Below are 20,179 nucleotides of genomic sequence, written 5' to 3' on the forward strand. Positions count from 1 at the left end.
GGGCCCAAGAACCTCGCGGCTCTGATCCAGGAGGTCGTGTCTCCCCCGCCCCCGCGGGGATGGGCCCGTTTTCCGAGGATGGGGCGGCACGGGTTTTCGGTCTCCCCCGCCCCCGCGGGGATGGGCCCCCGCTTGTCCTCATCGTAGACCGCACCCGATGGTCTCCCCCGCCCCCGCGGGGATGGGCCCATTTCGGGACTGCTGGCTGGTGTCAGTGTCGCGTCTCCCCCGCCCCCGCGGGGATGGGCCCCGAATTCAGCAGCGCGATCAGCCAGTCGATCTGTCTCCCCCGCTCCACGGGTGGGCCGTGACCAAGTCAACGATCGAGCAGCGCGCCGCCGTTTCCGCGCTTCCAACCCTCACCTGTCGCGCATTACCCCGGGACTGCCGCCAACCTTGACGCAGCTCCCGTCAGCGCTGTGCAAGCAGCCTGGCATAGAGCGCCGCGCCTTGGCCGGGCGGATATAGGGGTGGGGCGGGAGCGAAGGCGTTCCCGAGCCTGGCGACGAATTCTTCGCGAACCAAGGGCTCGTTGAGCAGCACTCCGCCCGACCACGACACCGGCACGCCTGCAGCGCGGTCAAAGCCCAGCACGGCCCGTGCTGCGGTCGCGAGCGCCACCAACTCCCGCGCCGCCAACCGCAGAATGTCGTGTGCCGCGACATCGCCTGCACGGGCTGCCTGCGACACGAGCGGCGCCAATGCAGCGATGCCGTCGCGCCCGAGCCCCGCAGGTCCCATCACCCGGGCGCACAGGTCGAGGTCGTCGCCGAGCGCCAGCGCCTCCGCCACGATCCCGTAGAGCGGCCCTCGCGGTGCGCGCCCGTCGCTCATTCGGGAAAACAGCGCCAAGCCCTGCACCGCGATCCAATAGGCCGAGCCCTCGTCGCCGAACACCTCGCCCCAGCCGCCCGCACGCGCGGCGCGGCCGGCGCGCTGGCCGTAGGCGATCGAGCCGGTACCCGCGACGACGTTGATCCCGTCCTCGCAGGCGAGCGATCCCGCCCAGCCGCACACCATGTCATTGTCGCAGCGGTAGCGATCGTGGCCGAGCAGCCGGCCGCATGCCTCGACGATCCGAGGGTCGATGACAGCATCCTCGCCGAAGGCCGGCAGGCCGAGGAAGACGTAGTCGAAATCGCGCGCGGCGACCCCGGTCTGGCCGGCTATCGTGGCGACCCCCTCCGCCAGCCGGCGCATCGCCTCGTCAAAGCCAACCTGCAGGTGATAGGTCGTCCCGGTGACGGTCCGTGCGACCACCTGTCCCGCGGCGTCGATGGCGACGAACTCGGTCTTGGTGCCGCCGCCGTCGACGCCGAGGAACAGACTCATGCCGGCAACGCGTGGATCCGCACGCCCTGGACGACGCGGTTGACGGTGCCGCTGGCATTGGGCCGATCCGGCGTCAGGCCCAGCACCTCCGAGACGTGCAATGCGAAGGCCTGGGCGGGCGCGATGAAGGGGAATAGCAGGTCCGCATCCGCGGCGTCGGCCATGCCGCGCACGGTGATCTCCGCATGATCCCCGGCCTGCGCGGAGACCACCACCAGCGCGCCGCAATGTCCATCGCCGCGCAGTTCCTCGATCATGTCGAGGTCGTAGCGTCGGGTAAGCGGATCGTTCGAGACGAACACCACGGCGAGCGTGCGATCGGTGACGATCGTCTTGGGGCCGTGGCGGAAGCCGAGCGTAGTGTCGAAGGCGGTGACGACCGCGCCGTCGCTGAGTTCCATCAGCTTGAGCGCGGCCTCGCGCGCCAGCCCCTTGAACACGCCGCTGCCGAGATAGACCACCCGGTCGAAGCCGCGGCCGGCCAGGTCGGCGGCCAGCGCATCGGTGCGGGTGAGAACATCCTCCACCGCTGCGGCGATGGCGGGCACGCGCGCGTCCATGTCGGCGATCCCGCCCAGCACGGAGAGCGCCGCCAGCATCATCGCGGTGAAGCTGCTGGTCATGGCGAAGCCGCGGTCATGGGTTGCTTCGGGAAGAACGAGGACGTGTGTCCGCGCGCCACCGCGCTGCGCCAGTTCGCCCTCGGCATTGCAGGTGACGATCAGGTGATATGCCTCCGCAACCTGCACATCGACCAGATCGACCGCAGCGACGCTTTCCGGGCTGCTTCCCGAACGACCGAACGAGACCAGCAGCACCGGTGTGTCGCGGCGGAGGTGGAGCGCGGGGGCGCTGACGATGTCGGTGGTCGGGATCGCCTCCACGAGTCGGCCGAGCCGCGCCGACAGCCAGGGCGCGAGACACTCGCCGATGAAGGCGGAGGTGCCCGCGCCGGTCAGTACCACGCGCAGTTCCGGGCGGGCGAGCAACGGCGCCAGGAACGCCTCGATCGCCGCGCGATCGGCGGAGAGCAAAGCCTGGGTCGCGCGCAGCGTTTCGGGCTGCTGGTCGATCTCGCGCCGCGTCCAGCTCACGGGGGCGGCAACCAGGGTGTCAGACATGGGGGTGGCAGGCTCCATGATAGGCGTCGAGCGTGGCGGTGATATGCGCCATGACCAGCTCGGCCGGGTCGTTGGTGATCCGCCCGGCGCGCAGCGCGGCATAGGCGATCGGGAGATACTGGCTGACGAGCGGCAGCGGCGGCGGCGCGTCGCGCAGGTTGGCGAACAGCCGCTCCTGCGCGGCGGCGATCTCTGCGTCCGGCCAGTAATAGCGGATGCGATCGGACAGGCTGTACTGAAGTTGGCGGGTGAGCGCGGCGCCTTCAGCGTGATAATATTTCCGCCAGTTCTTCGGCTCGGCGCGCATCCGCTCCAGCGTCACCGTGCGCAAGCTCGCGCGCCGCTCGATCGGCACCGTCTCCGCCTCAATCGCGTCGAGTGCCCACAGCGCCTCGCGCAGCGCGAAGGTGACACCGGGGCCGACCTTGAGGATGGCAAAATGGTCGCGCACAAGGGCCGAAAGCGCTTCCGGCGTCTGGTAATCGGTCGAATGCGCCTCGTAGACCAGGGGGGTCGGCTCGATGGCGTGGCTGAGCGCCACCGCGCGCTCGGGACGGTAATCGACGACCTTGTCGTGATCGAACTCGACGCCCGGCTGCACCACCGTCGCGACCACCCGGGCCCAGGCCGCGCCCATGCCCGCATCGCGGAACAGGTCACGGTGCATCTCCACCGTGGCGATCGCCGCCTCCGGCGTGGTGAGCGCCAGCTCCTCCAGATCTTCGGCGGCACCGCCCGGCACCGGCACCTCGGTGCCGATGACATAGACGGGCGCATCGGCGGGATCGCCCGCGAACGCATCCTCGGCGGCGCGGCACAGGCGCGCGGCGCGTTCGGCGATCACCGTCTCGGGCAGCGGCACCGGATCGTCGGCACAGCTCATCGAGCAATCGAGATGGATCTTGCGGAAGCCGGCGCGGACATAATCGCCGACCATCACGCACGCCTTGTCCATCGCTTCCGCCGCGGGCAGCGCGGCCCAGGCGTTGGGGCCGAGATGGTCGCCGCCCAGCACCAGCCGCTCCAGCAGGAAACCGGCTTTGGCCGCGATCCCCTCGACGAAGGCGCGGAAATCGGCGGGCACCATGCCGGTATAACCGCCGTCCTGATTGACCTGGTTGGAGGTCGCCTCGACCAGCGCGATCTCCTGCCCGGTGGTGCGCGCGTGGCGCAGCGTCGCCTCGATCACCAGCGGATGCGCCGAGCAGACCGAGGTGACCCCGATCGCCTCCCCCGCCTTGTGGCGGGCCACGATGTCCAGAATCGCTTGCACGTCGGCTTCCCCTTTCCCAGCCAACCTAGTCGCTTGCGCCACTCACCGCAACCAACCGAAACACATCGAAACTATGCAGATGCTGCTGCCTCGTCGTCAGCACTGTCCGGTTCGATCGCGAGCAGCAGCGAGGCGGTCAGCGCCAGCGCGATGCCGAGCGCCTTGAGCGGCCCCGGCACCACGCCCAGCACCGCCAGCGAGATCAGCGCGGTGGCGAGCGGCGCGCCGGCATTGGCCAGCGGCGCAACGATGATCGCCTTGCCGTAGCGAAAGGCGAACACCAGGGTCAGCGCGCCGATCGCGTTGAGCACCTGGATCAGCGCGGCGAGGCCGGGCCCGTCGATCCCCCAATTGATCGGCCGGGAGAAGTCCGTCATCGCCCAGGCGGCGGGCGCCAGCAGCAGCCCGGTCAGCGCCATGTAGACGAATATGCTCTCGGCCGACATGATGTGGTTGGCGGCCTTCATGAAATAGGCCTGCACGCCCCAGCACAGCATGACGATCAGCGCCGGGATCAGCCATCCCGCCTGAGCCCCCGCCCCGTCAGCGCCAGGCGCGAAGTCGAAGGTCGGCAGCGCCAGCAGCGCCAGCACGATGCCCAGGGCGCCGAGCCGCCCGGTCCGCTCGCCCATCAGCAGGAAGGACAACGCGATGGTGATCACTGGCGACAGCGAGATGATCGGAAAGATCAGATACGCCGGTCCGCGCGCCACCGCGTAAAACAGCACCAACTGCCCACCCGCGCCGAGCAGGCCGACCGCGAGGCCATGGCCGATCGCGCGCGGGCTTCGGTCCAGCCGCCAGCCCGCCTGCGCCAGCACCACCACCGCGGGCGGGATCATGGTCAGCGCCCAGACGCAATAGACCAGGGTCTCGGGAAAGCCGCGCTGCGGCGACACGCCCGAAAAGGCGCCCCAGATGCCCCACAGCACCACCGTAACCAGTGCGTTGACCAGCCAGGCGCGCGCGCCCGGCGCGGCCAGCGATGCCGCCGCTGCGGTCACGCGACCTTCTCCGCGCGCACCAGCAGGAAGCGCTGGAACTTGGCCTTGATCGACGCCTCCGCCCCGCTCGCCCGGCCGAGCGGCGCGCCGGTGAAGCCGTCGGTCAGCATGTAGCTGCCCGCGCCCAGCCCGCGCAGCGCCACCGGCCCGTCCCAGGCCTCGGCGTAGAAGGCGTAATGGAGCACGCCGTCCTTCTCGATCGCATGTCCTTCCGGCTTGTCGAAGCCGATGTCGTACAACCCGCCGAGATAACGACCCTTCGACAGCATGTTGGCGCGATACAGGTCAATCCACTTGCGCCACACCGCCTCTTTCTCAGGCGTCAGCACGAAGCCGCCCGGCGGCAGCGGCTCGCTGGGCTTGGCCGTGTCCTTGGGCCAAGTGAACTTGGTCGAGGGGATCGCGCCGATGCCATAGGTGGAGGCCCAATCGTCGCGCCCGTCCGACAGCTCGACATGGTCGCCGGTATAGGGCGCACTCGGCCCCATCAGCGCCTTGAAGGTCTTGCCCTTGCTGCGCACCTGCCACGACGAGGTCGGGTCTGAGGCGGGGGTGTTGTTGGTGCCGATCAGGTTGTGGAAGGCGAAGCTGTCGCCGCACGGGCACAGCTCCATGATCGCCTCCGGGTTGGCGGCGATCGCCTCGTCGTACAGCGCCTTCCAGAAGTCCTGGAGCTTCTCGAAGGATTCCTCGGGCCGCGCGTGGTTGTGCGCGGGATTGTAGCAGGGGGCGACGCCGTTGAGGTGCTGGCCGTCCAGCTTGATCCCGTCATAACCCCATTCGCCGATGATCTTGCGGACGATGCCGCGGAAGTAGTCGACCGTCGGCTGATAGGCCGGGCAGAGCGTATAGGCATCCCACCAGCTGACATTCTGCGCGGCGCCGTCGCGGCCTAGCACCAGCATGTCGGCGCGCTCGCGCAGCAGTTCGGTGCCGGGGTCCACCGCCAGCGGCGCCAGCCACAGGCGCGGGCGCATGCCGTCCGCCTTGATGCGGCTGGCGAAGGCCTTCATGTCGGCATCGCCACGCGGGAAGCGCGTGCGGTCGATCTTCCAGTCGCCTTCCGCGGTCTGCCAGCCGTCGTCGATCACCGCCCATTCGAAGCCGAGCTCCTTGGCCTTGGGCAACGTGCCGTACACCTGCTCGGCAGTGAAGCTGCGCTCATAGCCCCAGGCGCACCAGATCGGCGCGTAGCTCGATTCGGGGATCGCGGGGGCGGCGATGCCCCGCTCGGCCATCAGCCGGCGATAGGCGTCGAGCGGGCGGAAATGGTCGCCCGCGTGCGCCATCACAAAGGTGGTCGGCAGCGTCAGCGTGGCGCCGGGCGCGAGCAGCATTGTCTCGTCGCCGGTCATGCCGATCCGCGTCCCGCCCGGCTGGGACGCGACCGGCAGCGACACCAGGCGCGGCACCGTCTCCAGATGCCCGACCGCCAGCCCGACGTCGCGGCGCCAGACCACCGATACGGGCGTGCCGCCGCCATAATCGGAGCCGTTCATGCCCATGAAGTTGCGCTGGTCGAAACCGGGCTTCACCGGCTGCACCCAGTCGCGCCGATCGGGATGCGACGCGCCCGAGAAGCTCCACGCGCCGTCGGGATGCGCGAGCAGATCGTGCGTCGCCGCGCGCCAGCCGGACACCGCCAGCGGGGCGGTGCCGGTGTTGCGGTAGCGCGTCTCGTAGATCGCCAGTCCGGGATAGGCGTCGAGGAAGGTGACCGACAGCGCCTGCTCCAGCGCGCCGCCCGAGGTGGCGCGCAGGCGGTGCCGGCGCCCGGCGCCGTGCGGACCGGAGACCGGCTCTTCCGCGCGGTCGAGCAGCAGGAAGCGCTCGGCCGGCCGGCCCGCGACCAGCAGGGTGTCGCCCGCCGCCATCGGCGTGATCGGCTTGCCGCGCCAGGACAGGCGCGAGCGCATCGCCGCGTCGAACTCGATCGTCAGCGTATCGTCACCGAACCGCGCCCCTGCGGGTGCCGCGGCCCACACCCGGCCGGCGAGGCTGGGCGTCGTCACCGCCGCCGCGCCCACCATCAGGCGGCCAAGCATTGCGCGGCGGCTGACAGGTTGGGACGGCATGAAAAACTCTCCCCGTACGCGCGCCTTTATGGCGCCGGACAAAGAGCTTGCACCAACCTCCGCAGCGGCGCAAACGAAAATCGCAACAAAACGCGCGTTATGTTGCGAATACGCGCGAACAGGAGATCGGACAATGCGAAGGATCGCGACCCTGCTGCTCACCGCCCCGGCAGCGATGCTGCTCGGCGCGGCGGCGCCCAGCGGCTATGGCGAGGCGGATTTCGATTCCGTCCGCAAGTTCGATGCGCATTTCCACGCCAATCGGGAGAATCCCGCCGCGCTGGCAGTGGCGCGGCGCGACGGCTTCGAGATCCTGTCGATCAACGTCGATTATCCCGATTTTCCGCCCCTGTCCGACCAGGCGCGGATCGCCGAAGCGATGCGCGGCACCGATGCGAAGACCTTCCATTATGCGACCGCCTTCTCGATGCAGGGCTTCGGCACGCCGGACTGGACCGCGCGCACCATCCGCCAGCTCGACGCCGCGTTCGCGCGCGGCGCGATCGCGGTGAAGGTGTGGAAGAACATCGGCATGGTCGCCAAGGATACGAACGGCAAGCGCGTGTTCCTCGACGATCCGCGCTTCGACGGGGTGATGGCGCATCTGGAAAAGCGTGGCATCCCGCTGATCGCGCATCAGGCCGAACCCAAGAATTGCTGGCTGCCGCTAGACCAGATGACCACCGCCAACGACCGCGACTATTTCAAGGCGCACCCCGAATATTACATGTACCTCCACCCGGAGGAGCCGAGCTACGAGGCGCTGATGGCGGCGCGCGACCGCTTCGTTGCGCGGCACCCCAAGCTCGCGTTCGATGGCGCGCACATGGCCAGCATCGAGTGGAGCGTCGACGAGCTCGGGCGCTTCCTCGATCGTTATCCCAATGCTGTAGTCGATCTCGCCGCGCGCATGTCCAACCTCCAGGTCCAGTCCAACGCCGATTTGGAGAAGGTGCGCGCCTTCTTCATCCGCTACCAGGACCGCATCCTCTACGGCACCGACCTGACCGACAGCCCGCCCGATCCCGCCGCGCGTGCACAGAACCCGCCCGCGACCGACGATTTTCCTGGGGAGGCGGACCGGGTGTGGCGGGCGGACTGGCGATATTTGGCGACGCCGCTGAGCCAGCGGGTCGATGCGATCGAGGCGGACGCCAAGGGGCTCGACCTGCCCCGCACCGTGATCGACAAGATCTACTGGAAGAATGCCGAGCGGTTCTTCCGGCTCTCCCCGTCACCCCGGGCTTGACCCGGGGTCCCGCTGCCTTTCCCACGCAAGAAGAAGCGGGACCCCGGCTCAGGCCTGTCCTGAGCTCCGCCGAAGGGGCCGGGGTGATGCACCATCACGCACAATGCAGGCGAAAGCCGAACCGCTCGGCCGCGCCCCGCATCTCGCCCTCGCCCGCATCGGTCACCAGGTCGTCGACCTCGCCGATGCTGAGGATACGGTGCAGGCAGACACGGCCGAACTTGCTGCGATCGGTGACGGCGATCACCTGGCGCGCGGCGCGAACCATCTTGCGGTTGAGCATCGCCTCCGGCTCGAAATGGGTGGTGATGCCGCGCTCGAGATCGAAGCCGTCGACGCCCAGGAACAGCTTGTCGACATGCAGGTCGTCCAGCGCGCTTTCGGTCTGCGCGCCGTAGAAAGCGCGGTTGCGGCGGCGCAGCGCCCCGCCCAGCATCACCACCGTGATCCGCTCCTTGCGGGCGAGCGCACACAGGATGTCGAGATCGTTGGTGAGGACGGTGATCTCCTCGTCGTCGGGCAAATGGTGCGCGATCTGGAGCGTGGTGGTGCCCGAGTCGAGCACCACCGAATCCCCCGGCCGCACCATCGCCGCGGCCAGCGCGCCGATCCGCGCCTTCTCGTCGATGTTGATCGCGCGCTTGGCCTCCACCGCGGGCTCGGCGGGGAAGTTCACCGCGTCGGCCGAGATCGCCCCGCCATAGGAGCGCTCGGCAATGCCGCGCTTGGCCAGGAAGTGCAGGTCCTTGCGGATCGTCTGCATCGAGACGCCGAACCGCTCGGCCAGCGGCGCGACCTGCACGCTGCCCTTCTCGCGGACCATGGTGCTGATCTGCTGCCGCCGCCCACTCGTATCCCGGATCATCGCCGCTTCCGCTCCTGCTTCGCCGATGCTTATCAGCGGCGACACGCAACGACAACAAAGCGCTTGCTTTCGTTATTTACCGTTTGACACGCAAGTTGCGCTATGGAACGTTTCGGAAAATAGCGCGCCATCAGCGGACGACGGATCCGCGGCGCCGAAGAGGGGAAGGGTTATGATGCATCGGCTCCACTGGCGGTCTCTCGTGCTCACCGGCGCCAGCGCCGCGGCCTTGCTGGCCGCGCAGGCTTCGGCGCAGACCCAGCCTTCGCAGTCGAGCGTCGATTCGCCCGATCCCGATGCGGTGCTCGCCGATCCGGCGCAGCAGCCCGGGAACACCGGCGCGCCCGATGACGGTGCCGGCGACATCGTCGTGCGCGGCGTGCGCGGCAGCCTGTTGCGGTCGATCCAGGCCAAGCGCGACGCCGACACGATCGTCGACGCGATCTCGGCCGAGGAGCTTGGCAAATTCCCCAACCGCAACGTCGCCGAGGCGCTCGCCAACATCCCCGGCGTGACGGTCGGCCGTGATGGCCGCGGCGAGGGGCGCGACATCACCATCCGCGGCCTGGGCTCCAACTTCGCGATCACCACCCTCAACGGCCGCATCCTGCCCACCGACGGGCCGGACCGCTCGTTCCAATTCGACGTGCTGCCGTCCGAGATCATCTCGGGCGCCGAGGTGCAGAAGGCGGTGCGATCGTCCGAGCTGGAAGGAAGCATCGGCGGCAACGTCGACCTCAGGACCGCCCGCCCGCTCGACCGCCCCGGCCTGCACGGCTCCGCCGCGGTGGAAGGCCAGTATAACGATCTGGTCGAGAAGGGCGGCTACAAGGTGACCGGCGTGGTCAGTGCCACCTTCGCCGACGACACGATGGGCGTGCTGATCGGCGCCAGCTACAACAAGTATAAGTTCCGCACCGACAATCTCGGCGAATATTCGATCACCGACGGCACCGAGGCGAGCTATGGCGTCGACTTCAACCGCGACGGCAGCGTCGACCCCGACGAGAACGGTCCGGCGTATATCTGGCCGGACTATTTCAGCACCGGCTATGTGCTCGGCGAGCGCGAGCGGATCGGCTCCGCCGCGGCGTTCCAGTGGAAGCCGTCGAGCAACTTCGAGCTGACGATCGACGGCATCTACAGCCACTTCGACGTCAAGCAGAGCAACTACCGTGCGTCGAACTACCTCAACCCGCTCGGCGACGACGGCGAGCTGCGCTGGAACCCGGACTCGATCACCGTCGACGACCGCAACGTCGTCACCGGCTATTCGCTCGACAATCTCGTCGCCGAGGTGCTGACCACCGACGAGCCGCGCAAGAGCGAGACCTGGCAGGTCGGCGGCCGGATCGACTGGAAGCCCATCGACCGGCTGAAGCTGGCGATCGACGGCTATTACGGCCGCGCCAGCGACAATACCGGCGGGCAGAACCGCTTCGTCGTCGCGGGCATCCCCGGCGCGTCGGCGGTGTTCAATACCCGTAACGGCGGCATCCCGGATCTCGCCATCACCCTCCCCGGCGGTCGCACGCTCGACCAGGCGACCAACGACGATTTCCGCGCCCACTATATCGGCATCCAGGGCCAGAACATTCGCGACGAGATCAAGAGCGGCAAGCTCGACGGCGAATGGGAAGTCGACAACGGCATCTTCCGCTCGCTCGGCTTCGGCGTGGTCTGGACCGACCGACGCAAGCGGGTGAACCAGATCGACAACCAATACACCACCTCGTGCCTGTACTGCGGCTATCCCTTCACCTTCGGGCAGATCGGCGCCGATGTGGTCCGCCCCGGCAACGTCGACTACGTGCTCGGCAAGCTGGGCGGCAACTTCCCGCGCAACTTCCCCTATTTCGACATCGACACCTATCTCGCCGCCTTGCCGCGCGCGGACAACAACCCGGCGGTGCTCGATCCCAACAGCTGCCTCGACGAGACCGGCGCGGAGATCCCCGGCTGCGAACTCTCGCCCTATCCCGCCGGCTTCTCCAACCAGGTGATCGAACCCAACCTGCCCTCCTCCTATTTCATCAAGGAGCGGACCTGGGCAGGCTATGCGCAGTTTAACCTGCGCGGGGAGCGCTGGCGCGGCGAGATCGGCGCGCGGCTCGTCTCCACCAAGGTGTCCTCGACCGGCTACAGCGCCACCATCCGCAGCATCATTCCGCGCGCGGGGACGCAGGACAATGACGTCGATTTCAACCCCGTTTCGCAGGTGACCGGCGGCGGCGACTATCTGCGGCTGCTGCCCGCCGCCAACTTCGCCTATGACCTGGCCGACGGCTTCCGCATCCGCCTGGCCGCCTCGCAGGCGATCTCGCGGCCGACCTTTGCAGAGCTGTCGCCGGCGCAGGACGCCACCTCGGCGCAGTCGGGCACGTTCATCATCTATAATGCGGGCAACCCGAACCTGAAGCCCACCTCGGCGGACCAGGCGGACATCAGCCTCGAATATTACCCGTCCAACCGCCTCGCGCTGACCGCGGCGGCCTTCTACAAGCACATCACCAACTTCGTCTCGACCGTGCCGGTCGACGTGGTGATCACCCCCACCAACCAGCCGACCAACCAGCAGCAGGCGTTCAACTTCGTCGAATATCGCGTGATCAACGGCGACAGCGCCGACGTGTACGGCCTGGAGGTCGGCGGGCAATATTTCCTCGACAACGGCCTGGGCGTACAGGGCAACGTCACCTACAACCACTCGCGCGCCACTTCGGGCGATGTGACCACCGATCTGCCCGGCGCGATCCCCTTCTCCGCCAACGCCAAATTGTTCTACGAGAACCACGGCATCGGCGCGCAGGTGTCGTACAGCTACCAGGGCGGCTTCACCTATGCCCAGTCGGGCAACCTCGGCTACCTGCCGGTCGAGGAGGACGCCTATCACGAGATGTCGGCGACCCTGTCCTACGACATCACGAGCAACATCTCGGTCTATGGCCAGGGATCGAACCTGCTTGGATCGGCGGTGAAGCGGTTCAACACCTATCGCAACGTGCCCAACTTCTACGAATATTCGGGCCGGGCGTTCTTCTTCGGGGTGCGCGCGCGGATGTAGCCAAGCGTCAGCGTGCGCGGCCGCGCGCACTGACCGGCCAGATATCGACCAGGGTGCCGCCGCGGACGACGTGGTAGTGATCGTAGAGGTTCACCGTCGGATCGCAGTGCGGCACGGTGAGCGTGACGCGGTCGCCAGGGCGCAGCGCGGTGCCGATGCCCGGCGCGATCAGCGCGGCATGTTCGTCGCCCATGAAGGCGAAGGCAGCGCCGGCCGCCGCGCCGTCCCGCACGCTCGCCGCGCCGCCATCGGTGGAGAGCGACTTGAACCCGGCGTCGATGGTGACCAGCGCGTCGTGGTTGGCGCTGACCACGCGGCTGTCCACCGCCAGCGCGACTTCGAACGGCGCGGGATCGTCGGGCGTCAGCGCACAATCGAGATACTGGCGGTCCATGAGCACGTAGGAGCCGACCTGAAGCTCGGTGAACACGCCCAGCGTCATATCGATATGGTGCGTGCCGGTCCCGCCGCCCGAGATGATCGGGCAGGAGAAGCCTGAAGCCTTCAGCGCGGCAATCACGCCGCGCAGATAGTTGGTTCGCTCGGTGATCGCCGCCGCGCGCTGCTGGTAACCCTCCAGGTGCTGCTGGACGCCGCAATAGAATTGCACGCCGCGCAGCCGCAGTTGCGCGCAGCCGGCGATCGTCTCCGCCAACGCCACCGCTGCCTCCACCGAGGCGACGCCGGTACGACGAATGCCGGGATCGACGTCGATCAGCACGTCCAGCGTCGCGCCCACTTCCCCGAGCGCCGCGTCGATCGCGCGCGCCACGTCGGGATGGTCGACCACCGCCATCAATCCCTTCGCGCGAGCCGCCAACGCAGCGAGCCGCACGATCGCTGCCGGCGCGGCGACGGGCGAGGTGACCAGCACGCCACCGACGCCGCCGTCGACCATCACCTCGGCCTCGCCGATCTTCGCGCAGCACACGCCCACCGCGCCCGCCGCAATCTGGCGGTGCGCGATGTCGACGCTCTTGTGGGTCTTGGCATGCGGCCGCAATGCGACGCTCCGGCCGGCCGCAAGCGCCGCCATCTTTGCGATGTTGCGCTCCATCGCCTCCACGTCGAGCACCAGCACCGGCGTGTTGAGCGCCGCGCGCGAGCCCTGCTGGCCGATCAGCGGGCGATGCAGTTCCAGGTCGTCCATCAGCCGAACAATGCCTCCAGATGCGGGTTGAGGAACTTGCCCGCGGGATCGGCCGCGCGCCGCACTGCGCGATAGCGTTCCGCCATCGGATAAAGCCGGGTCACCGCGTCGCGATCCAGCGTGTGCCGTTTGGCCCAATGCGGGCGGCCGCCAGCGGTGCGGAACACCGGCTCCGCCGCGGCAAACGGTGCGCGCCAGTCCTGCCGCGCATATTGGTGCATCGAGATAGCGGCGACCGGACCGGCGTTCATCGGACTCATCCAGATATTGTCCGCCGCGACTAGCCGGAACTCGAAGGGGAAGGACACGGGCAGGCGATCGCGCCGGATCAGCCGCACCAGTTCGTCCAGCGTGTCGAGGCCGACCGCGGCGTGCATCTCATACTCCATCTCCTCGAACCGGATCGTCCGGTCGGAGGGGAAGATCGCCGGCGCCGGTCCGCGTCGTCCCGCGCCGAAGCCGGTCCGCATCATACCACGCTGGAGCCAGGGGATCAGCCGCGGCACCGCGACACCCAGGTCGAGCAGGCGCCGGAACATCGCCTCTTCCATGTCGCTGGTGGAGGCGGGCGCGTCGCAGGGATCGCACGGGTCCAGCGTCTTGAGAATTACCTGGTCGCTATAGGGGAACAGCCAGAACTCCAGGTGCCGGTGCCGCTGCGCCTCCTCCATGAAGCGCTCGCGCACCTCGGCCCAGCGCCTTTTCTCGATCCGCTCGACAAGATGGAACGCGGGCACCACCGCCACCTCGACCTCGGTAGCGATCCCGAACATCCCCAGCGACAACCGCTGCGCCTCGAACAGGTCCGGGTTCGTGCCCGCGTCGCACCAGCGCGTGGCGCCTTCGCCATCCATCAGCCGGAAGCCGCGCGCGAAGGTGGAGAGCGAGCCCAGCGCGACGCCGGTGCCGTGCGTCCCCGTCGCCATCGCCCCGGCCAGCGACTGCGGGTTGACGTCGCCCTGGTTGGCGAGCGCCAGCCCCTCCTCCCACAAGGCCGCGGTCAGCCGCTTGAGGCTCCACCCGGCCGGCGCACGCACGTTGGTACGATCGGGCGCGATGTGGAGCGTGCCTTCCATCCGCTCCAGCGAAACGATGCATTCGTCCGAGGCGCACAAGGGCATGAAGCTGTGCCCCGCCCCCGCCACCCGCACCCGCGGCGCCGCCCGCACCACGGCGGCAAGCTCCGCCTCGTCACGTGGAGCTACCAGCATTCGCGGGTCCGCCGAAACGCTGCCAGACCAATTGCGCCAAGGCGCGCGCTGTTCCGCCATGCATCCCCTCCCAGAGATGCCGCGCAGCTTCGCCGTCCCCGGCGCCCGCGTCCAGCCCTGCGGCGTCCACCCTCAGGCGGGCGTGCCAAGCTCCGCGAACATGCGGTCGAGCACGAGCGCCGCATAGTCGGCATTGGCGTGGCTGAGGTCGTCCGCCTCCTTGCTGTCGTTCAGGCGCACGCCGCTCTGCATCAGCTCGATCCGGGTGAGCAACGGCGCATGCAGCGTCTCCTCCGGCTGCGCGATCACCGCGTGCAGCCCCAGCCGGGTGTGCGCGCGCTCCACGGCCAGGCGCAGCCGGTCGCCATCGCCGTTGCTTATCGCCGTGCCGATCCAGTTTCTCGGCTCCTGAACCAGGAGCTCGGGCGAGGGCAGCGGCTGCGGCAGCCCGATCACAGGGGGCGCATCGCCCGCCCGCAGGATCTCGACCACGCGCCCGAACAGCGAGGCGCGCAGCAGGCCCTCCACGGCCAAGTCGAACGTGTCCTCGGACACCAGGAAATCGCCTTCCGCCATCGCATCGGTGCGATGGGCCTTGTAGAGGGGCCCGAGCAGCCGCGCATTTGAGCCCAGCCCAACAAGCGCGACAAGGTCGATGTCGGCGAGATCGAAGCTGCTCGCGCCCCAGAGCTTGACCAGCTTCTCCGCGATCGTCGTGTTGGTCGTGCCGAGCACGCGATCCTTTAGGGTCAGCCTCGACAAGCGGTTTGCCGGCGCGCCGAAGAAGGCAAAGGTGACCCCGTCCGGACCGCGATAGCCCCCATCCAGAGCCGCACGATACGCCGCGATATGCGAATCGCCCAGGATCAGGATCCTCATCGGGCGAACTGCTCCAGCATCAGGTCCTCGCACACGACATCCTCGTCGTGGCGCTTTGCCTTGGCCGATCCCCGAACAGGCTTCACCGCTTCGGATACAGGCGCGGGCGCGTCCTCCAGATTGCCGTGCTCGCGGAAGAAGGTCCGCATCACGGTCTCGACACCCTCGGGAGTCACCGAGCGCAGGTTGGGTTCGAAGAAGCGGCCCTTGCTGAACGGCGTGGCGATCAGCTCGTAGGACGGAAAATAGTCCACGTCCTCGAACCGGTCGTAGAGCTCCCCGCAGGCGGCGCGCAGCACCGATTTGGAATAGGTGGTCGCCTGAAGCACGTGGGTCGGCGCCGCGGTCGCGGTCAGCGGCACCGGCGAAACGGTAACCAGGAAGCGCTTTTCGGGATCGTGGCGCTTCAGGATTTGGCGCACCCGCGCGAAATCGGCGACGACCTCGCCCACCGTATAGTTCTTGAAGCTGTAGCGATCGGCGTCGAAGGTGCCGGCGATCGTGCCCGGACAGGTCGGAAAGACCGTGCCGGTCGCGGTCTCGATCCAACCCTCGGTCAGGCCGAAGGTGAAGACCAGCACGTTGCACTGGTTGAACGCACGCTTCACTTTGGCGAGGTGGTGCGCGCGATGCGCCAGCACCATCTCCGGGCTGTCCAGCCCTGCCGGCTCGACGCCGGGGCGCTGCGCATCGAAGAACCGCCCGTCCTTCTCCCACACGCGGTCGCTCGGGGTTTCGCGCCCGAAGGACTCGCGAACCAGCTGGAGCATCTGCGCGGCGGTGTAGATGTTGGCATAGCGCGCCGAATAGAGGCCATAGCCGCGCGCCTCGGCCTGAGCCTTGTCGAGTCCGGGCGGCGCGGGTTCGGTATCGAGCACATCGCAGCCGCGCTGGCGCAGGTTGCGTGCGATATGCTGGGCGAAGCAGCTTCCGGCGGTGGCGATCCTGTCGGTTCGCGCGATCGGGAAGCGCTTGCGGTACAGCGCCTCGATCGTGGCGGGGTCGCTCTCTGCAACGCCGCTGCGCCAGAAGCGCTCGGGCGGCAGGTCACTGTAAGGTGACGCCGGCATATGATCCCTTTCCGCTGCGACCGCGCGCGCTTCTACCGCCATGCCACCGCATTGCAACATCGCGTCCAACGCTACTCATTATGGGCCGGACACCTCGCTTCGCTGTCGGCGCGCCTTGCGTTGCAGCAATCGATTGGATATCCCTTGCTGACACCCAATAATAAATGGTCGCCGGGAAAATGGGGGCTATTGCCGTTGTCAGCTGCGTAAGCGAAGGGCTGAATCTCGCATTCGACCTGGCACGGCTGCGCGATGTGGTCTGGGTCAATCCGGATGTGCTGACCTCCAGCTGCGATGCGGACGAGGTGCTGAGCGAGACGATGCATTCGGATCGCGATCATACCAGCATGCTGCGGGCCCTGTGCCCCGCCCATCTCGGCAATATCGTCAGCGTCGTGATGGTGAAGGATCCGCTTCACCCGACGGACGGCGCGGGCTGCCTCAAGCTCATCCGCGATCATTCCACGACAGGTGTGATGTCGGTGGTCGATGTATCGGCGCAGTCGCTGCGGGACGCGCAGTTTGCGCAGGCGCTGCTCTTCCGTCTTGCCGAACACCCGCAGGCCGCCGCTCACTGACGATCCGCGGAGAGACGCAGACGCGGTCTGACGACACAGGCGCGCGCCTGAGCGAGCGGACGTGGCCGGCGCCAGTCTAAGCGACGCGGACCCGTCATTTTCTTGACCTCGCGATGCTTTCGCGGCAAAGTGCGGCAGTAATCTTTACAGATGAAAAGGATAGAATGATGAGTGAAGAGACCATGGTTGCAGGTCAGGCCGAAGAGAACAAGGCAGACGAGTCTTCGGAGGCCACGAATACTACAGGTACTGTTCGGGTCAGCGCCAAGTGGATTGACAAGCGCCTCAAATATGTTGCCAAAGAGACGCGCCGCGGCGTCTTCGAGCGCAAGCGGAACCAGGTAGCCGTCGACGTGCTGCGCCATATCGCAACCGGAGAGGCGAAGTCGCCGCGCAACCTGGCCCGTGCCTTTGTCGAGGCCTATCCCGAGCAGCCGGCGGAAAAGCCCGAAGCGACGGAAGACACCGCCGCCTGATCTGCGTGCCCGTAGCGCTGGTCGTGCGCGGGCTCTCCGGTGAACGGTTATCCGTTCCCGCCCGGGTGCGATGCGCTGCCGGAATCTTCGATGACCTTTGACCCCTCGGAACAGTTCGATCGCGACACGATCGAACTGTTCCGATCGAGCCTCGATCCGCTAGAATGGGCGGGCTTCCGCGAGCGGTCGTGGCGCATGCGGGAATTCCTGGCACTGGCCTGCACCGATGGCCGCGCCCCCTATGCGCGGCTGCTCGACTGGTGTCGGTCGGTCGATGGCGCTGCCCCGTTCAATCCGCACGATACCGTAAGCGGCGACGCGCTGGTTCGCACCGCGCGTCTCGTCTCCAACCAGGCGCTGGGCGGCGAGGACGAAGCCGCCGCGCTGGCGCTCTACGATCGCGCCGCCGCGCTCTGTCCCGCCCGGTTCCGCGACGTCGACGTGACTCGCTACATCCTGCTGCTCGGCACGGCGGGCCGGGTAGCGGAGGCGCGCGCGATGCTGGCAGCGCCGCCCGGAGCATTGCTTTCGCCGCTCGAACAGGCGCTGCTGCGTTGCAACCTGCGTTACTGGCCGCGCACCCTGTCGGCGGAGCAGCGGTACGATGCGACGCATCGGTTGCACCCGCTCAATCTCATGCTCACCCGGGCGGGCCTTGCGACCCTGGGGTTCGATCAGCAGGGCAGCTGCTTCGAACGGCTCCACACCCCCACGCCGCCACCCGACATCGTGGAGGGGCCGCGGGTCAGCGTGGTGATGACCGTCTTCAACCCGCCGCTGCCGATCCGCCATGCCGTCGAGGGGGTGCTGCGGCAAAGCTGGCGCAACCTCCGCCTGGTTATCGTCGACGACCATAGTGATCCGCCCCATGCCGCTGAGATCGCGGCCTGCGCGGCGCTGGACCCGCGCGTCAGCGTCGTGCGGCTGCCGGTCAACGGCGGCACCTACCGCGCCCGCAACATCGGCATGGCGCGATGCGACGGCGCGCTGGTGACCTTCCACGATGCGGACGACTGGTCGCACCCGCAGAAGATCGAGCGGCAGGTCACGCACCTGCTGGATGGCGGTCACCTCGCCTGCACCTCGGATTGGGTGCGCGCCTCGCCGGAAATGGAGTTCCGCCTGTTCAGCGGTTCCGGCCGTCTGTCCTACGAGAACCTCTCCTCCTTCATGATCCGCCGTGAGGCGGCCCCGGAGATGCTCGGCGGCTTCGACGAGGTGCGCAGTGGCGCGGACACCGAGGCGCGCCACCGGCTGGAGGTCGTATCGGGGCGGCCGATCGGCCGGGTGGAAGGGCCGCCGCTGTCGGTGGGCTTGCTCCACGCGAGCTCGCTGACCAGCGAGAGCATCGCGCCCGGCTGGTTCTCGCCGCAGCGAATCCAGTATCGTGGCGGCTGGCGCCGCTGGCACGAGGCGATCCAGACGCAGGGTGCCGACCCGCGGCTGCCGCAGACGCCGCGGCCGTTCGCGATCCCGGTCGCACTCCGGCCCGATCGCGACACCGCGTCCGTGGCGGCGATGCCGGAGCGGATCATCCTGGGCGATTTCCGCTACGAAACGCCCGGCCTGCGCGCCGCGCTATCGCAGGCGCGGCGCTGGATTGCCGACGGCCACGCGGTCGGCCTGTGCCAGATGGGCGTGGTGCAGAAAGGCCGCATCCAGCGCGAGTGGCTGGCCGACCCGGCGCAGGCGATGATCTCGGCCGGTGCGGTCGCACGGATGGGGTTCGATGACGCGCTCCAGGTGGCCTTGTTACTCGTCGCCGATCCCGCTCCCTTCGATCTGCCGGCCGGTGCCGCGAGCCGCATTTACGCGGACGCCCTGATCGTCCGTGCCGACGGCTGGAGCCTGGGTCCCGCGTCCGGCCGGGCAGCACGGATCCGCCGGCAGATCTTGCATCTCGAGCAGGCGTTCGCCCGGCCGGTGCGCTGGCTCCCGGCCGGGACCCTCACGGGCGAGGCGCTCGCCGCGCTCGTCGGCCCCGGCGCCCTGGTCGGCCCGGAGGAGGCGGCGCGCCTAGGCCTGGGGGCCGCTGGCGATGAAAGCGGGTAGCTCGATCTCGGCCAGCCGCTCGCGCAGAGTGTCGATGCCCTCGAACCGCGCGTAGCGATCCCGCGTCTGCTGGTCGCCGCCGCTCCGCACCGCTTCCACCATCTCCGCAATGGTGTCAGCATCGGGCGCCACCCCCAGCCGCTTCAGGACGCGGTTGAACGCCGCCACCGCGACCGCGACGTCGCTGTTGTAGAGTTCCTCGAACGAGACGACGATCGGCGCCGCCTCCATCTTGCGCAGGAAGCGCCACGCCTTGGTCAGCGTTTCGATCGCCTCGGCCTCCTGGGCGGCGAGCCGCTCGACGTCGAGCGGCCGGCCGAAGGCGAAGTCGTCCTGCCCCTCCTCCAGCACCGTGCTGGGCCCCCAGGACTTGGTCCGCTCGGCATATTCCTTCGAAAGCACGCGCGGCAGCAGCTCGCGGCGCACAAGGAAGATCGGGGCATAGCCGAATTTGGTCGCGCTGGTCGCCAGCGCGCGGTTGACCGCGTTCGGCACCTTTTCGACGCAATGCTTCATGTTCTTCTTCTGTGCGCAGATCGCGTCAATGTCTGCCGCGAGCTTGTCGACATCCTTGTCGGCATTCCAGGCTGCGGTGACGCTGCCATGCTCGCGCGGCAGGTTGAACGGCTCGTCCTGGAACTTGGCATGCGCGGAGGCGCGGTTCAGGAATCCGTTGAAGTTGGTGCCGCCGGTGCGCTGCAGCGTCCAGATCACGAAGGGCGTGGCGATCTTGCCCGCACCGGTGTTCACCAGGGTCTGACCGGGTTCGGCCATCAATTC

16 protein-coding genes and 1 CRISPR repeat array are annotated in these 20,179 nt (G+C 68.2%); of the genes, 5 read left to right on the forward strand and 11 right to left on the reverse strand.

Translation table 11 applies throughout. The annotated features are described in order from the left end of the window. Window positions 1-38: 38 nt before the first annotated feature. A CRISPR array of direct repeats spans window positions 39-311; the repeat unit is 29 nt; unit sequence GTCTCCCCCGCCCCCGCGGGGATGGGCCC. A 100-nt stretch (window positions 312-411) separates the two neighbouring features. From ACFDTH_RS06180 to ACFDTH_RS06200, 5 genes are all read right to left on the reverse strand, one after another. Further along, a complete protein-coding gene (locus ACFDTH_RS06180; RefSeq protein WP_375286644.1) occupies window positions 412-1,332 on the reverse strand; it encodes an N-acetylglucosamine kinase in 921 nt (306 codons plus the stop codon). Then, the gene (locus tag ACFDTH_RS06185; RefSeq protein ID WP_375286645.1) at window positions 1,329-2,453 is read right to left on the reverse strand and encodes an SIS domain-containing protein; all 1,125 of its coding nucleotides are present in this window, start codon (window positions 2,451-2,453) and stop codon (window positions 1,329-1,331) included. Before ACFDTH_RS06185 ends, ACFDTH_RS06180 begins: the two co-directional genes overlap by 4 nt. Continuing rightward, window positions 2,446-3,726 (reverse strand): D-tagatose-bisphosphate aldolase, class II, non-catalytic subunit, encoded by a 1,281-nt coding sequence (locus ACFDTH_RS06190; RefSeq protein WP_375286646.1) that lies wholly within the window; start codon window positions 3,724-3,726, stop codon window positions 2,446-2,448. The genes ACFDTH_RS06185 and ACFDTH_RS06190 overlap by 8 nt, the downstream gene beginning before the upstream one ends. A gap of 71 nt (window positions 3,727-3,797) precedes the next feature. Then, entirely contained in the window at window positions 3,798-4,730 is a 933-nt protein-coding gene (locus tag ACFDTH_RS06195; protein WP_375286647.1) for an EamA family transporter, read from the reverse strand. Then, complete coding sequence (locus tag ACFDTH_RS06200) at window positions 4,727-6,805, reverse strand: glycoside hydrolase family 36 protein (protein ID WP_375286648.1); 2,079 nt, start codon at window positions 6,803-6,805, stop codon at window positions 4,727-4,729. Before ACFDTH_RS06200 ends, ACFDTH_RS06195 begins: the two co-directional genes overlap by 4 nt. Window positions 6,806-6,938: 133 nt before the next feature. On the opposite strand from ACFDTH_RS06200, the gene ACFDTH_RS06205 reads away from it, so the two are divergent. After that, window positions 6,939-8,054, forward strand: a complete 1,116-nt coding sequence (locus ACFDTH_RS06205; protein WP_375286649.1) for an amidohydrolase family protein — start codon at window positions 6,939-6,941, stop codon at window positions 8,052-8,054. Window positions 8,055-8,148: 94 nt separating this feature from the next. On the opposite strand, the gene agaR is transcribed toward ACFDTH_RS06205, so the two are convergent. Next, on the reverse strand, window positions 8,149-8,919 hold the full coding sequence (gene agaR, locus ACFDTH_RS06210; RefSeq protein WP_375286650.1) for a transcriptional repressor AgaR: 771 nt from the start codon (window positions 8,917-8,919) through the stop codon (window positions 8,149-8,151). A gap of 172 nt (window positions 8,920-9,091) precedes the next feature. On the opposite strand from agaR, the gene ACFDTH_RS06215 reads away from it, so the two are divergent. Continuing rightward, window positions 9,092-11,983, forward strand: a complete 2,892-nt coding sequence (locus ACFDTH_RS06215; RefSeq protein WP_375286651.1) for a TonB-dependent receptor — start codon at window positions 9,092-9,094, stop codon at window positions 11,981-11,983. Between the two features lie 7 nt (window positions 11,984-11,990). On the opposite strand, the gene ACFDTH_RS06220 is transcribed toward ACFDTH_RS06215, so the two are convergent. The 4 genes from ACFDTH_RS06220 to ACFDTH_RS06235 all read right to left on the reverse strand — a co-directional run bounded on the left by ACFDTH_RS06220 (window position 11,991) and on the right by ACFDTH_RS06235 (window position 16,293). Beyond that, window positions 11,991-13,133 carry a DSD1 family PLP-dependent enzyme gene (locus ACFDTH_RS06220; protein WP_375286652.1) on the reverse strand — a complete coding sequence of 381 codons (1,143 nt, stop codon included), beginning with the start codon at window positions 13,131-13,133 and terminating at the stop codon, window positions 11,991-11,993. Further along, the gene (locus ACFDTH_RS06225; RefSeq protein ID WP_375286653.1) at window positions 13,133-14,344 is read right to left on the reverse strand and encodes a D-arabinono-1,4-lactone oxidase; all 1,212 of its coding nucleotides are present in this window, start codon (window positions 14,342-14,344) and stop codon (window positions 13,133-13,135) included. Before ACFDTH_RS06225 ends, ACFDTH_RS06220 begins: the two co-directional genes overlap by 1 nt. A 132-nt stretch (window positions 14,345-14,476) precedes the next feature. Beyond that, window positions 14,477-15,223 (reverse strand): hypothetical protein, encoded by a 747-nt coding sequence (locus ACFDTH_RS06230; protein ID WP_375286654.1) that lies wholly within the window; start codon window positions 15,221-15,223, stop codon window positions 14,477-14,479. Further along, the gene (locus tag ACFDTH_RS06235; protein ID WP_375286655.1) at window positions 15,220-16,293 is read right to left on the reverse strand and encodes a GSCFA domain-containing protein; all 1,074 of its coding nucleotides are present in this window, start codon (window positions 16,291-16,293) and stop codon (window positions 15,220-15,222) included. Before ACFDTH_RS06235 ends, ACFDTH_RS06230 begins: the two co-directional genes overlap by 4 nt. 164 nt (window positions 16,294-16,457) lie before the next feature. Between ACFDTH_RS06235 and ACFDTH_RS06240 the strand changes: the two genes are divergently transcribed. The 3 genes from ACFDTH_RS06240 to ACFDTH_RS06250 all read left to right on the forward strand — a co-directional run bounded on the left by ACFDTH_RS06240 (window position 16,458) and on the right by ACFDTH_RS06250 (window position 19,399). Further along, on the forward strand, window positions 16,458-16,871 hold the full coding sequence (locus ACFDTH_RS06240; RefSeq protein ID WP_375286656.1) for a hypothetical protein: 414 nt from the start codon (window positions 16,458-16,460) through the stop codon (window positions 16,869-16,871). A 167-nt stretch (window positions 16,872-17,038) separates the two neighbouring features. Next, on the forward strand, window positions 17,039-17,347 hold the full coding sequence (locus tag ACFDTH_RS06245; protein ID WP_375286657.1) for a hypothetical protein: 309 nt from the start codon (window positions 17,039-17,041) through the stop codon (window positions 17,345-17,347). A gap of 90 nt (window positions 17,348-17,437) precedes the next feature. Then, window positions 17,438-19,399, forward strand: coding sequence for a glycosyltransferase family 2 protein (locus ACFDTH_RS06250; protein ID WP_375286659.1), 1,962 nt, complete (start codon window positions 17,438-17,440; stop codon window positions 19,397-19,399). Here the strand turns inward: ACFDTH_RS06250 and ACFDTH_RS06255 are convergent. Next, window positions 19,364-20,173 carry a hypothetical protein gene (locus ACFDTH_RS06255; RefSeq protein WP_375286660.1) on the reverse strand — a complete coding sequence of 270 codons (810 nt, stop codon included), beginning with the start codon at window positions 20,171-20,173 and terminating at the stop codon, window positions 19,364-19,366. The genes ACFDTH_RS06250 and ACFDTH_RS06255 overlap by 36 nt on opposite strands. Window positions 20,174-20,179 lie beyond the last annotated feature (6 nt).

The organism is Sphingomonas sp., from assembly GCF_042096255.1.
Taxonomy (GTDB): Bacteria; Pseudomonadota; Alphaproteobacteria; order Sphingomonadales; family Sphingomonadaceae; genus Sphingomonas.

Coding starts and splice junctions, on each gene's coding strand:
- agaR (WP_375286650.1), bottom strand. CDS start 8,919: ATGATCCGGGATACGAGTGGGCGGCGGCAGCAGATCAGCACCATGGTC.
- ACFDTH_RS06185 (WP_375286645.1), bottom strand. CDS start 2,453: ATGTCTGACACCCTGGTTGCCGCCCCCGTGAGCTGGACGCGGCGCGAG.
- ACFDTH_RS06220 (WP_375286652.1), bottom strand. CDS start 13,133: ATGGACGACCTGGAACTGCATCGCCCGCTGATCGGCCAGCAGGGCTCG.
- ACFDTH_RS06205 (WP_375286649.1), top strand. CDS start 6,939: ATGCGAAGGATCGCGACCCTGCTGCTCACCGCCCCGGCAGCGATGCTG.
- ACFDTH_RS06235 (WP_375286655.1), bottom strand. CDS start 16,293: ATGCCGGCGTCACCTTACAGTGACCTGCCGCCCGAGCGCTTCTGGCGC.
- ACFDTH_RS06225 (WP_375286653.1), bottom strand. CDS start 14,344: ATGCTGGTAGCTCCACGTGACGAGGCGGAGCTTGCCGCCGTGGTGCGG.
- ACFDTH_RS06200 (WP_375286648.1), bottom strand. CDS start 6,805: ATGCCGTCCCAACCTGTCAGCCGCCGCGCAATGCTTGGCCGCCTGATG.
- ACFDTH_RS06180 (WP_375286644.1), bottom strand. CDS start 1,332: ATGAGTCTGTTCCTCGGCGTCGACGGCGGCGGCACCAAGACCGAGTTC.
- ACFDTH_RS06250 (WP_375286659.1), top strand. CDS start 17,438: ATGACCTTTGACCCCTCGGAACAGTTCGATCGCGACACGATCGAACTG.
- ACFDTH_RS06255 (WP_375286660.1), bottom strand. CDS start 20,173: ATGGCCGAACCCGGTCAGACCCTGGTGAACACCGGTGCGGGCAAGATC.
- ACFDTH_RS06230 (WP_375286654.1), bottom strand. CDS start 15,223: ATGAGGATCCTGATCCTGGGCGATTCGCATATCGCGGCGTATCGTGCG.
- ACFDTH_RS06215 (WP_375286651.1), top strand. CDS start 9,092: ATGATGCATCGGCTCCACTGGCGGTCTCTCGTGCTCACCGGCGCCAGC.
- ACFDTH_RS06245 (WP_375286657.1), top strand. CDS start 17,039: ATGAGTGAAGAGACCATGGTTGCAGGTCAGGCCGAAGAGAACAAGGCA.
- ACFDTH_RS06240 (WP_375286656.1), top strand. CDS start 16,458: ATGGTCGCCGGGAAAATGGGGGCTATTGCCGTTGTCAGCTGCGTAAGC.